Source organism: Agrobacterium salinitolerans (genome assembly GCF_002008225.1).
Classification (GTDB): Bacteria; Pseudomonadota; Alphaproteobacteria; order Rhizobiales; family Rhizobiaceae; genus Agrobacterium; species Agrobacterium salinitolerans.
The window spans coordinates 55118-67392 of the sequence record NZ_MRDH01000015.1 but is presented as its reverse complement, the minus strand read 5'-3'; the positions used below and the strand labels follow the sequence as shown (position 1 = coordinate 67392).

Here is a 12275-nt window from a genome sequence, read left to right as displayed (position 1 = left end):
GCGGCTTTCCGCAAAATGGATGCCGCCGTGCTCGCGGTAGGCGGTGAGGCCCTCGGCCGTCTTGTGGGTCGCAAAGGCAACCGATGCTTCTCTCTGCCAATCATGGCGCTGGCGGCGAATGTCGGAAAGTTCGACATGACCAATCTGTTCGGCAATCGCCCTGAAGGGTGCACCGGCCCCGATTGCCTGCAACTGCTCGTGGTCGCCGACAAGAACAATCTTTGCACCGCGCTCTTCAGCCTCGCCGATAAAGCGGGCAAGCTGGCGGCTGCCGACCATGCCGGCCTCGTCAATGACGAACACGTCCCGGCCGCCGATCAAATCCCGGCCATGGTCCCAACTGTAAGACCATGACGCAAGCGTGCCCTTGTCTGTTTACCGGTGGCGACGCTAGCAACAACGAACGGGCATTTCGACTACTAAAAGTAGTAGTCGCCAAATGGCAATTGCTCGTGTTTGAATAGGGAAACAAACGCATCAATCAGTGAGATCGATATGCGCAGGCTGATCGCACGGCGGACAAGGGGCAACATGCAGTGGATAGCCCGGCAAGACAGGTATTCGATTGGCGGCTGCCAAAAATCGGAGTTTTAAAGAAGTCTACAATGGACCATACAGGGTACCGTCCAGAAACGGAGCAGACATGAAGACCAGCCTTGAACACCTGCCGGAACGAAAGCAACGCGAGCTCGCGCGTCTCGTCGGAATTATCCAGGAAGAGTTTGCTGATCTCGTCGAGCGCTCCAAGTCTGATGCCAAGAAGGATGGCCGGATTTTCAAAATCATCCTGTTCGGTTCTTACGCGCGTGGCACCTGGGTGGATGAACCGCATACGTCGAAAGGCTATCGCTCGGATTTCGACATCCTAGTCATTGTCAGCAACAAGGAACTGGCCGATCCCAAATACTGGGACAAGGCGACAGACCGGCTGATGTGGGACAAGGAGATCGAGACGCCCGTGGGTCTTATCGTGCATGGCGCTCGCGAGATCAGCAATTTTTTACATGATGGCCAATACTTCTTCGTTGACCTCGCCCGCGAAGGTGTTGTCCTTTACGAACTCGATGACCGGCCGCTGGCTGAAGCGAAACCGCTCAGCCCTTCCGATGCACTTAGGGTTGCCGAGGAGCATTTCCGCAGGCATTTTCCCGATGCGCAAACTTTCATTAAGTTGGCTGGCTATGCCCTGAAGGATAACAATGCCAACATTGCCGCCTTCCAACTGCATCAGGCAGTCGAGACGGCTTACAACTGCTACCTGCTGACACTGACAAACTATTCGCCTGCGTCTCACAATCTCAAATTCCTGCGAGGGCTTTCCGAAGGTCGCGATCACCGTTTGATCGACATCTGGCCGCGCGAACGTCAGCGATTTACCACATGGTACAACATCCTGAACGAGGCCTACGTCAAGGCACGCTATTCGAAGCGTTTCGAGGTTTCCGAAGAGGCGCTCACCTGGCTTCAGGAGCGGACGGCGGAACTTCACAGGCTGGTTGAGACGCTCTGCCGCGAGCACATCGAAAAACTCAAACAGGTCGCGGGACAAGCCGCAAATTCCAGCGACTGAGCTTCACCGGTGGCAGAACAATTCTGATCTCAGGGAGCAGCCGCCGCAGCGTCATGAACCACAGGGTCCAACCTCCTCTTACAATCGCTATGCCGATCTCCTCATAGAAACTGGTCTGTCTTCCAGGAGCAAAGCCGTGGTCAACAGCGGCAGTTCCGGTGCGACCGCAATCGAAAGGAATAATCGTGGCAAGGAAAACCATCGAACAGCGCCTGGCTGAACTGGAGGCGAAGCGGTCCGCGCTGAAGGCCCGTCTCTCGAAAACCGAGCGCAACAACGATATGCGCCGTAAGGTCCTGATCGGCTCGCTCGTTCTGCATCACCTCGAAACCTCGGATGATCAGGATTTTAAGCAGCAACTCGGTGACTGGCTGCGCCGCGAACTGCCGGGCTTTCTGACACGCGACAATGACAAGGCGCTCTTTGACGATCTGATCGAACAAGGACTGCCGGGCACAGGAGAGAAGGATGGAAGCGGGCAGGGCGCTCCATGAACCGATTACGACTTGCCCGGGACGCATTCAAAAACATGATGCGCGCCGCAGCACGTGATCCGCTTTGGGCAATTTGGGCTTTGATTGCCATGCCCTTCCGGATCTGGAAACGGCTACTTGGATTTATGTTCATCCTGTTCAACGTCACATTTGTGATCGGCATGGGTGGCGGTCATTTTCTCGAGCAAATGGGTTTCGAGCGGGGCTCGGTAATCTACATCATCCCAGGTTTCTTAACCCTGCTGGCGCTTGCCGCTATCACCTTCTGGTTTATCACCACTCCACTCATTTTGCATTTCGGGGATAGTGACAATGAGACCCATGGCTCCGCCCGCTTTGCGACAGGCAAGGAGATAGCCGCTCTCACCTCATCGGGTTCCGGCCTGCTGATCGGTCGTGATACGAAAACGTCCAGGCCTCTGCGCTATGATGGCCCGGCCCATCTCCTCACCATGGCACCGACGCGTACCGGCAAGGGTGTTGGTACGATCATTCCAAACCTGCTGACTGCCGACCGTTCGGTGATCTGCGTCGATCCAAAAGGCGAGAATGCAAGGATCACCGGCCGTGCCCGCCAGAAGTTTGGACCGGTTCACGTGCTCGATCCTTTCGGGGTTACCGGCAGACCCTCGGCAGCCTTCAATCCCCTGGCCATGCTCGATCCCGACAGCCTTGATGTTGCGGACGATGCCAGTGCCCTTGCCGACGCTCTCGTGTTCGACGAACCGGGAATGGCGGGAGAGGCGCATTGGAACGAGGAGGCAAAAGCGCTGATTGCCGGATTGCTTCTCGAGATCGTTGCAGTGGAGCCTTTGCGACGCAGGCACCTCGCAACACTTCGCGACTATCTCACCCTTGCTCCGGAACAGTTCGCAGCACTGCTGAAACGTATGCAGGAGAGCGATGCGGCAAGCGGTCTTGTCGCGCGCGCCGCAAACCGCCACCTTGGAAAATCCGATCGCGAAGCCGCAGGCGTTCTGTCGGCCGCCCAGCGCCATACGCATTTTCTTGATTCACCGCGCATGACGGCCGTGCTCGGTCGCTCGGATTTCCGGTTTACCGATTTGAAGCGCAGCAACGTGACGGTGTTCCTCGTTCTTCCCCCTGATCGCCTCTCGACCTATTCGCGCTGGCTGCGCCTGCTTGTCTCGCAAAGCCTAACCGAAATGGCCCGCGATCCAATAAAGCCGACGACACCGGTTCTCTATCTGCTCGATGAGTTCGCATCCCTTGGGCATCTGGCGCCAGTCGAACGCGCGATGGGGCTGATGGCGGGTTATGGTGTCCAGCTTTGGCCCATCCTCCAGGACATCCATCAGCTGCGTGCCACATACGGTCACCGCGCCGGAACATTCCTGTCAAACGCCGGCGTGCTGCAGGTTTTTGGCGTCAACGATCATGACAGCGCCCGCCTCATCTCTGATTTGCTTGGACAGGAGACAGTCGTGTTCCAGACGATTGCGAGAGCGCTCGATTCCGATAAGACCGGGATCTCCTACAGCCAACAGCATACCGGCCGGCCGCTACTCACCCCTGATGAGGTGCGCAACCTGCCGGCGAAAGGACAATTGCTATTCCTGGCCAGACAACGACCAATTTTTGCAGAGAAACTTGCCTATTTTGCTGATCGAGAGTTCAGGGAGATGTTTGATCCAGTCTAACGGGATCCACAACGAAAAGGCAGTCCGGTATCTACATCGGACTTTGCATGTGAGGTCCTTCGGGCTTTGTTCGCCGCAACCGGACGCGGACAGATGAGCTTTTGTCCAATTGCAGTCCTGCGGCTACGGCGGCATCGCGGCCGAGGGATCGTTTTTCGACCGCGAAGTCTAGCAACGGAGTAATGACCTTGACAGGGCACCGTAGGAGTCTAGACGGGGTCCCATGATTATATTGGGAGTATAGACATGAAAACGCTGGCAGCCGTTTCGGCTTTCGTGGGCAAGACCTTTGCCGTCTGGGTCATCCTGTTTGCCGTGCTCGGCTTCTTTTTTCCAGATACCTTCAAGCAGATAGCGCCGTGGATCGTCACGCTTCTGTCGATCATCATGTTCGGCATGGGGCTCACACTGTCGGTCGATGACTTCAGGGAGGTCGTCAAAAGGCCGTTCGATGTGACGATCGGTGTCCTTGGCCAGTTTCTGGTCATGCCGCTTCTGGCGGTGCTGCTCACCCGGATCATTCCCATGCCGCCGGAAGTCGCCGCTGGCGTCATTCTGGTCGGCTGCTGCCCGGGCGGCACATCTTCCAACGTCATGACGTATCTCTCCAAGGGCGATGTCGCGCTGTCGGTCGCCTGCACCTCGGTCACCACGCTTGCTGCGCCGCTGGTGACCCCGTTCCTCGTCTGGTTGTTTGCGAGCCAGTACCTGCCGGTTGACGGCTGGGCCATGTTCCTCAGCATCGTCAAGGTCGTTCTGGTTCCGCTCGCTCTCGGCGCCGCTCTGCAGAAGCTGCTGCCCGGTCTCGTCAAGGCCGCCGTTCCGGCATTGCCGCTCGTGAGCGTCATCGGCATCGTCTTGATCGTCTCGGCGGTGGTGGGAGGATCCAAGGCGGCTATCGCCCAGTCCGGGCTGATGATTCTTGCGGTCGTAATCCTGCATAACGGTCTTGGTTATTTCATCGGTTATCTCGCGGCAAAGGCAACGGGCCTGTCGCTTGCCAAGCGCAAGGCCATCGCGATCGAGGTGGGCATGCAGAATTCAGGCCTTGGCGCGGCGCTTGCCACGGCTTACTTCTCGCCTGTCGCTGCGGTGCCGAGCGCGATCTTCAGCGTCTGGCACAATATTTCCGGTGCAATCCTCGCGAACTGGTTCTCGGGTCGTGTGGAAGCTGGCTCCGACAACAAAGCCGCCTGAAGCTCCACATCTGCTGGGCCGCCTGCCGGTCAGGCGGCCCGACCAGCCCTGTTACGGCATAGTGACGGCCGGTGGATTTAGCCGGGCGAAGCCCGCTTGCCGCTGATAAGGGAAATGCGGATAGGGAGCGGCCCTCTCGCTGGCCTCGTCCAGCCGCGCCACCTGCGCGGGCGTCAGTTCCCATCCCACGGCATCGAGGTTCTGGCGAAGCTGTTCCTCATTGCGCGCACCGATGATCACTGTGGAAACTGTGGGGCGTCTGAGCAGCCAGTTGAGGGCGACCTGCGGTACCGTCCTGCCGGTCTCTTCTGCAACAGCGTCAAGCGCATCGATCACGCGGTAGAGATCTTCATCATCCACCGGCGGGCCAAAGCTGGCGGTCTCGTGGAGGCGGCTACCTTCGGGCAGCGGCGTGCCGCGGCGGATTTTTCCTGTCAATCGCCCCCAGCCAAGCGGGCTCCAGACCATTGCCCCCAGACCCTGATCCGCGCCGAGCGGCATCAGATCCCACTCGTAATCCCGGCCGATCAGGGAGTAATAGACTTGGTTGACCACATAACGCGGCCAGCCGTATCGATCCGCGACGGCGAGCGATTTCATGATCTGCCAGCCGGAAAAATTCGAGACACCGGTATATCGCACCTTGCCCGACCGGACGAGCGCATCGAGCGTCGAGAGCACTTCCTCAACCGGCGTGAAGGCGTCGGAGGCGTGGAGTTGAAGGATGTCGATATAGTCGGTCTGGAGACGGTGCAGGGCGTCATCCACGGCCCGCAGCAATCGGAAGCGGGACGAGCCCGCCTCGTTCGGCCCGTCGCCCATCGGCAGGCTGGTCTTGGTCGAGATCAAAACGCTGTCGCGCCTGCCTTTGATGGCCTCGCCGAGCACTTCCTCCGATGCGCCATTGGAATAGACGTCGGCGGTATCGAAGAGGTTGACGCCGGCTTCCAGACAAGTATCGATCAGACGCCGGGCTTCCGTGGCGTCTGAATTGCCCCAGTTGCTGAAGAGCGGGCCGGAGCCGCCGAAGGTTCCGGTTCCGAAACTTAAGACCGGTACTTTCAGGCCGGATTTGCCGAGATAGCGATATTCCATGGGGCGTTCCTTTTTTGCTTCGAAATGGTTGCGGGCGGGGTTCTGGCATCACCGCGCTTTGTCCATCCCGTCATGATCTGGGAGATGAAGATTGCGATGCGTTTCAATCGCCGCCTGAAGATAGACGCTCGCTCTTCAATGAAATAGAATGCCGAAAATACTATCACTTGTGAGATGAAGTCATCATGGCGCGACTGGAAATCAACCGGGCAGGGGAGATGGAAATCTTCGTGCGGGTCGTCGAGCTCGGCGGTTTTTCCCGCGCGGCCGCGGCGGCAAACATGACGCCTTCAGCGGTGAGCAAGCTGATCGCACGGCTGGAAGGTCGCTTGGGCGCCCGTCTGCTCAACCGTTCCACCCGCCAGCTTCAGATAACGCCGGAAGGCTGCGCCTTCTATGAAAGGGCCACCCGCATTCTCGCCGATCTCGAAGAGGCCGAACGCGCCGCCGGTGAGGGCGAACAGCCTGTCGGCCGCGTTCGGATCAATACCAGCGCTTCTTATGCAACGCATATTCTTGCGCCGATATTGCCGCGGTTTCTGTCGCTTCATCCAGGCATCACGCTTGATATCGTCCAGACGGATCTGGTGGTCGACCTTCTCGCAGAGCGCATGGATGTCGCGGTCCGCGCCGGGCCGCTCAAAAGCTCAAGCCTCGTTGCCCGGAAGCTCGGTGAGACGAGGATGATGATCGCGGCCGCTCCGGATTATCTGGAGCGTTATGGCGTGCCACAAACAATCGCCGATCTCGAAGATCACAATCGGCTCGGATTTGGTTATGCCCGATCAGTCGACGGGTGGCCGTTGCGGGATGCCGGAAAGACTGTTGTCATTCCGGCGACGGGGCGCGTGCAGGTCAGCGACGGCGAGGGCCTTCGCCGTCTTGCCCTTGCCGGTGTCGGTCTGGTCCGCCTTGCTGCCTTCACCGTGCGAGAGGATATCGCCGCCGGCCGTCTCATGCCGGTCCTCGATCATCTTGATACGGGTGAGACGGAGATGTTTCATGCCGTTTATGTCGGCCAGCGCGGGCCGCTTCCCGCCCGCATCCGAGCCTTGCTCGATTTTCTCGGCGAATATGGGCGAGTGAAATGACATTTCGATAGCATCGGAAGTCGCGGTGAGGATGGGGACGGCAGGAGGCTGAAAAAAGAGTGTCCGGCTGACCGGCCGCCTATGATCTCGGACCGGACAGCGTGAAGGCGCCAGCTGATTTCAGTATGATCTGCGTCTCACTGGAAATCGTGCTTGGTATCGCACCGCAGAGACTGCCTGTGGTTACGACGTTACCGGCCTTGAGCATATTGCCCCTGTTGAACGCCGAGTTGGCAAAGGCGACCAGCGGCGCAAGCGGATCGCCATTGGGATGTTTTGCCGTAGCATCGAACAGCGATATCGACCCTTCGGTAACGGTGAGCTGCGGCAGATTTTCGCCATTTCCAGCAAAGACGTCCAGTATACCTCTATCGATTTCAGGGCCTATGACGAAGCCGTGGTTGGCGAGACGGTCCGCGAGAAAAAGCGGAAACGGCACCTGGTTCTCCTCCGCCAGCCTGTAGCGGAGAAGTTCAGCGCCAAGATGGATCTTGTCGATAAATCCCATCAGGTCGGCTCTTGTCAGCGGCCCTGCCGCCGCAGCAGGAATATCCGCCGAAAGCGTAAAGCAGATCTCGACCTCGATGCCTTCGGTGCCGCCATGGGGAAAAGAAACGGCATTGGCTTTATCGACCCGCACGCAATCGAACATCGGCGCCCCGACGGCCTCGCCATCCGGGCGTATCGCCAGTTTCCAGCCGGCAACCGGTTCTGCCCAGCTCTCAGCAAAAGCCCGCTGGACCGCCATAGCCTCTGCAAGCGTACCCGGGATGAGACCCTCCGCTTGCACCGCCGCCAGGGAAATTTTCGCCCCGCCTCGGCTCACGGTGGTGAAGCGTTCAACCAGTTTCTCGATTGCCGTCATTCACTCATGTCTCCCGATGATCTCACGTGCCGAATGCTTTCACGATTTGACGTTGTGCGCCGAGGCCATCAATGCCGAGTTCGACCACATCGCCGGCTTTTAGGAACACGGGCGGGTTCATTCCAAGGCCGACCCCTGGCGGCGTGCCCGTGGTGATAACGTCGCCCGGCATGAGGCGCATGAAGCGGCTGATGTAAGACACCAGCAGTGCGATCGGGAAAATCATCTTGGATGTCGAACCGCTCTGCCTGCGTTGGCCGTTGACGTCTAGCCACAGGCCCAGATTTTGGACGTCACCGATTTCGTCCGGCGTGACCAGCCATGGTCCGAGAGGACCGAACGTCGGTCCGCTTTTGCCTTTAGTCCATTGGCCGCCGCGTTCGATCTGGAAAGCGCGCTCGGAGACATCATGGCAGATGCAGAAGCCCGCAATGACGGAGAGCGCATCTTCTTCCCGCACATTATAGGCGGGTTCACCGATAACGAAGGCGATCTCCACCTCCCAGTCAGTCTTCTCCGAATCCTTTAGCAGGCAGATTGGATCATTCGCGCCGGAAATGCAGGACGTGTGTTTGTTGAAAAGCACAGGCTCTTCAGGGATAGGCGTGTTCGTTTCCAGCGCGTGGTCGATGTAATTGAGGCCGACCGCCACAAAATTGCCGACAGCACCAACGCAGGGGCCGATCCGTACATCGGATGATATGGCCGGGAGCGCCGAAAGATCAATTTTCGCCAGCTTTTTAAGGGAACTGCGCGACAGGGTCTGCCCGGCAATGTCGGTGACGACGGAAGAAAGATCGCGGATGTTACCCTCTGCATCGAGTGCTGCGGGCTTTTCCTGGCCGATCGGACCATAACGAAGAAGTCTCATTGTGTTTTCCTATGCAGCTGATTGCTGAACGGCAATGTCGCTGAGCGCGAATTCAAGGCGATAAAGTCCGAGCTCCGTAGGGCCGACGGGCTCTGTTCGGGAGAGGAGTTGTGCCAAGCTGTCTGAGGCAGCCGAGACGGAAGAGGCCGAGCCGCCTTCGATCATGATGATCCAGTTGGGCACGCCAACCTCGCGTCCTTTGCGTTCGGCGGTTTCCAGACTGCTTGCGCGGTTGTCTGCAATGCATAGATGGGCGCCGCTGATACCGTTCAGCTTGCCGGTTTCGCAGAGAGCTTCTACCAGCATCGACCGTATTGTCGCCCTGTCGGTCTCGGCCGCATCGAAACGAAACGTGGCGATGAATCCGCCGTCACCGCACCCATAAGAATAGTCGGTATTGCAGACACCGCGTGTCGTGTTGCGGAAGTCGGCAGTTGAACGCTTCGTCCAGGGCGTGGGATTGTTCAGTCGCTCAAGATAAGGCTGGCCGACGAGCACTTGCGCATCCGCCGCCTCATAGAGCGTGAAATATTCAGGCGTTGCCTGCTCGGCGATGTAACGGCGCCCGCGCAGGAAACCGGGTATCGATACCCGCTCGGGAATATGTTCGCGATTGTGCCACTCGATGAAATTATCGCGACCTTCCGGCAGGATGTCGTTCCAGATGGCGACGACGGCTTTTCCCAGGAGAGACATTGGTTACCTCAATATGTTGCACGACCGCCGGAGAGGTCGAAAACCGCGCCGGTCGAAAAGCTGCATTCGGAAGAAGATAGCCAGGCCACCATGTTGGCGACCTCGGCAGGTTCGAGAAAACGACGCATGGGGATGCGGGACAGAATATCGTCCAGCCGTTCCTTCGGTGCATTGATGCTCATCGCCGTCATGGAAGCGGCGGGAGTGATGGCGTTGACGAGAATGCCCGCCGTCGCCAGTTCCTTGCCGAGACTTTTGGTCATGGCCACAAGTCCTGCCTTGGAGGCGCTATAGGCGGCTGCCTGATGCATCCCTTCCTTGGCCTGAATGGAAGCGACATTAACGATGCGGCCGTAACGGCTCGTTCTAGCCGTTTCGATCATTAATGGCACCAGCGCGCGGCAAACCAGAAAAGAGCCGATGAGATTGATGTCGATGATCCTGCGAAACTCCTCGATGGGAATTTCCCACAAAGGAGCGACATTGCCGACAATACCTGCATTGTTGACGAGAATATCCAGCCTGCCGAACCGCTGCTTCAGATCGATGGCAGCCGTTTCGATGCTTTTTGCATTGCTGATATCAACACCGGCATTTGGGAAATCGCCAAGGGCACCATCTTTCACGGCAGCCGGCAAGTCCCAGTGAATTACCGTTGCCCCGCAGTCGCGTAGTCGTTGACTGATGGCGACACCGAAGCCGCCGGTAGCGCCAGTGACGACCGCCACCCGGCCGTCGAGATCATAATGTGTGGACATGTTTGAAACCATTGTTCCGCAGTGAGCCCGGCAGAGCTGGCCGGGCTCCTGGCGTTGCGACTATTTCGCGATCAGGCTGTTGGTAAAGAAGGCGTCCGCCGGCATATCGGTCTTGATGTCCTGATATTCTTTCATCAGATCAAGCGTTTGCTGCCAGTCTGCCGCGGCCATTTCGCCGAGTGGTGCGGATGGGGCAGAAGGTGATGGAAGAAGCTTGAGTGAGATTTCGAGCTGCTCCTTCAGAAGCTTTGGATCGCCTGTCGGCTTTTCCTTCACCGCTGCCGCAACGGCGGCGTCCGGATCCGCTTTGGCTGCCTCAATCGATTTTAGCGATGCGGTAACGAAGCGCTTCACCAGATCCTGGTTGCTGTCGACCAGCTTGGTGTTGGTGATGATCGTCAGGCCCTGCGTGTTGACGCCGAGCTCTGCAAAAGAAAACACCGTCTGCTCCAGGCCTTTGGACTTTAGAACGACGACCTGGTTTTCAAGTCCGCCGAGAATACCTGCCGCACGATCCTGCATGATGGCGATGATCTTTCCAGGGCCATCCACATTCAGAATGTTGACCTTGGATGCATCGACGCCGTTTTTCTTCCAGATGGCGGGCAGAAGAGCGAGAGAAGCTTCGCCGGCGCTGGCTGCTACCGTTTTGCCCTCCACATCCTTGATGGACTTCACACCGGAATCAGCGCGAAACGTCATCGCGTATGGTGAAGTGTTGAGCAGACCGAGCACGGATTTGACCGGCGCGCCTTTCGAAGCGCCGGCAATGACGCTGCCGCCATCCGCGATGCCGAACATGTCGCCGCCGGTCGCGACTGACTGGACCGTGCGCGCCGAGCCCTGGCCTTCGCCAATCTGCAGATCGATGCCAGCCTCCTTGTAGAAACCCTTTTCTGCACCGTAATAAAAGATTGTGTGGACACCACTCAAAAGGAAATTGAGACGGAGTGTGACCTTGTCTTCAGCCGCAGCTGACTGAATTCCTGCCAGACCAACGGCGAACGCGATCGCACCGCCCGCAAGCGTTTTCTTCATTGTGTTGAACATTTTATCCTCCCGTTTTTAATTGAAGTTCGAATTCAGGTCGCGCTTTTCCCGACAGCGAAGTCGTCACGGCGCTGTGAAACGTGCCAGGGGATCGCGAAGCGTTCGATCATTTCCACGATGCCGTAGAGAAGAAGGCCGAGAAGGCTGAGCACGATGATGACGGCGAAGGTCATGCTGGTATTCATGTTGCCGTTATAGTTCAGCAGCAGGTATCCAAGTCCGTTGTCGGAGGCGACGAATTCCGCCACCACGGCGGCCGTCGCGGACAGTGCCGCGGCCACCTTGAAGCCGGCAAAAAGCGAGGGCAGGGCGCCTGGCAGTTCCACCTTCCAGAAAATCTTCAGTCGTCCGGCGCGATAGCTCTTCGCGAGATCGTAGACGTCAGGTTCGATGGACTTGAACGCTACGATAGAATTGACCACGATCGGAAAAAAAGAAAGCAGGAAGACCAGCAGGATTTTCGACGGCAGGCCGAAGCCGACCCAAATAATGAAAAGAGGTGCGATGGCGATCTTGGGGATGATCTGCAGGATCACCAGCAGCGGATAGAAGATCGCCTCGAATGCGCGCGAATAGACGACCAGCAGGGCGAGCAACGTTCCCATGACGACGGCCACGAGGAAGCCGAGCACCATGGGCTGTAGCGTGTAGAGTGATGCGGTGAAGACAATAGGTACATTGTAATAAAGGTCCGCAAAGACCTTGCTCGGCGCCGGCAGGATATATTCCGGAACATTGAGGAGACGCACCGCGATCTCCCAGACAATGCCTGCGCCCACGAGGCTGCCTACGGTGTGGGCCTGTCCTTTGATGGCACCGATTACTTTCGAAAACATGCTTCCTCCCGAATTGCCCGCTCATTACCGGACAATTGTATAATGTTGGAACAATGTTCCATATGGACTAATGTTTCGTCAAGTGCTATTT

12 protein-coding genes and 1 pseudogene are annotated in these 12275 nt (G+C 57.9%); 5 read left to right on the top strand and 8 right to left on the bottom strand.

Features of this window, described 5'->3' with window-relative positions; translation table 11 throughout:
• Positions 1-363: pseudogene (locus tag BS627_RS12155) on the bottom strand (AAA family ATPase); the annotation flags it as partial.
• A 280-nt stretch (positions 364-643) separates the two neighbouring features.
• Between BS627_RS12155 and BS627_RS12150 the strand changes: the two are divergent.
• The 4 genes from BS627_RS12150 (at position 644) to BS627_RS12135 (ending at position 4922) form a co-directional block, all read left to right on the top strand.
• Positions 644-1570: a nucleotidyltransferase and HEPN domain-containing protein gene (locus BS627_RS12150; protein ID WP_077983491.1), complete on the top strand. Its 927-nt coding sequence runs from the start codon at positions 644-646 to the stop codon at positions 1568-1570.
• Between the two features lie 185 nt (positions 1571-1755).
• Complete coding sequence (locus BS627_RS12145) at positions 1756-2064, top strand: mobilization protein (RefSeq protein WP_120649313.1); 309 nt, start codon at positions 1756-1758, stop codon at positions 2062-2064.
• Positions 2061-3725: a type IV secretory system conjugative DNA transfer family protein gene (locus tag BS627_RS12140; protein WP_077983489.1), complete on the top strand. Its 1665-nt coding sequence runs from the start codon at positions 2061-2063 to the stop codon at positions 3723-3725. Before BS627_RS12145 ends, BS627_RS12140 begins: the two co-directional genes overlap by 4 nt.
• A gap of 246 nt (positions 3726-3971) precedes the next feature.
• On the top strand, positions 3972-4922 hold the full coding sequence (locus BS627_RS12135) for a bile acid:sodium symporter family protein (protein WP_077983488.1): 951 nt from the start codon (positions 3972-3974) through the stop codon (positions 4920-4922).
• A gap of 51 nt (positions 4923-4973) precedes the next feature.
• On the opposite strand, the gene BS627_RS12130 is transcribed toward BS627_RS12135, so the two are convergent.
• Positions 4974-6017, bottom strand: coding sequence for an aldo/keto reductase (locus BS627_RS12130; protein WP_077983487.1), 1044 nt, complete (start codon positions 6015-6017; stop codon positions 4974-4976).
• A 185-nt stretch (positions 6018-6202) separates the two neighbouring features.
• Between BS627_RS12130 and BS627_RS12125 the strand changes: the two genes are divergently transcribed.
• A complete protein-coding gene (locus BS627_RS12125) occupies positions 6203-7108 on the top strand; it encodes a LysR family transcriptional regulator (protein ID WP_077983486.1) in 906 nt (301 codons plus the stop codon).
• 79 nt (positions 7109-7187) lie between these two features.
• Here the strand turns inward: BS627_RS12125 and BS627_RS12120 are convergent, their stop codons facing one another.
• From BS627_RS12120 to BS627_RS12095, 6 genes are read right to left on the bottom strand one after another with little or no spacing between them, the layout of a single operon-like run.
• Positions 7188-7973, bottom strand: a complete 786-nt coding sequence (locus tag BS627_RS12120) for a 2-keto-4-pentenoate hydratase (protein ID WP_077983485.1) — start codon at positions 7971-7973, stop codon at positions 7188-7190.
• Positions 7974-7995: 22 nt separating this feature from the next.
• A complete protein-coding gene (locus BS627_RS12115; protein ID WP_077983484.1) occupies positions 7996-8844 on the bottom strand; it encodes a fumarylacetoacetate hydrolase family protein in 849 nt (282 codons plus the stop codon).
• Between the two features lie 9 nt (positions 8845-8853).
• Positions 8854-9540, bottom strand: coding sequence for a DUF4286 family protein (locus BS627_RS12110; protein ID WP_077983483.1), 687 nt, complete (start codon positions 9538-9540; stop codon positions 8854-8856).
• Positions 9541-9548: 8 nt separating this feature from the next.
• Positions 9549-10298 carry an SDR family NAD(P)-dependent oxidoreductase gene (locus tag BS627_RS12105; RefSeq protein WP_077983482.1) on the bottom strand — a complete coding sequence of 250 codons (750 nt, stop codon included), beginning with the start codon at positions 10296-10298 and terminating at the stop codon, positions 9549-9551.
• A gap of 60 nt (positions 10299-10358) precedes the next feature.
• Entirely contained in the window at positions 10359-11348 is a 990-nt protein-coding gene (locus tag BS627_RS12100; protein ID WP_077983481.1) for an ABC transporter substrate-binding protein, read from the bottom strand.
• Between the two features lie 32 nt (positions 11349-11380).
• Positions 11381-12184 (bottom strand): ABC transporter permease, encoded by an 804-nt coding sequence (locus tag BS627_RS12095; protein WP_077983480.1) that lies wholly within the window; start codon positions 12182-12184, stop codon positions 11381-11383.
• Positions 12185-12275 lie beyond the last annotated feature (91 nt).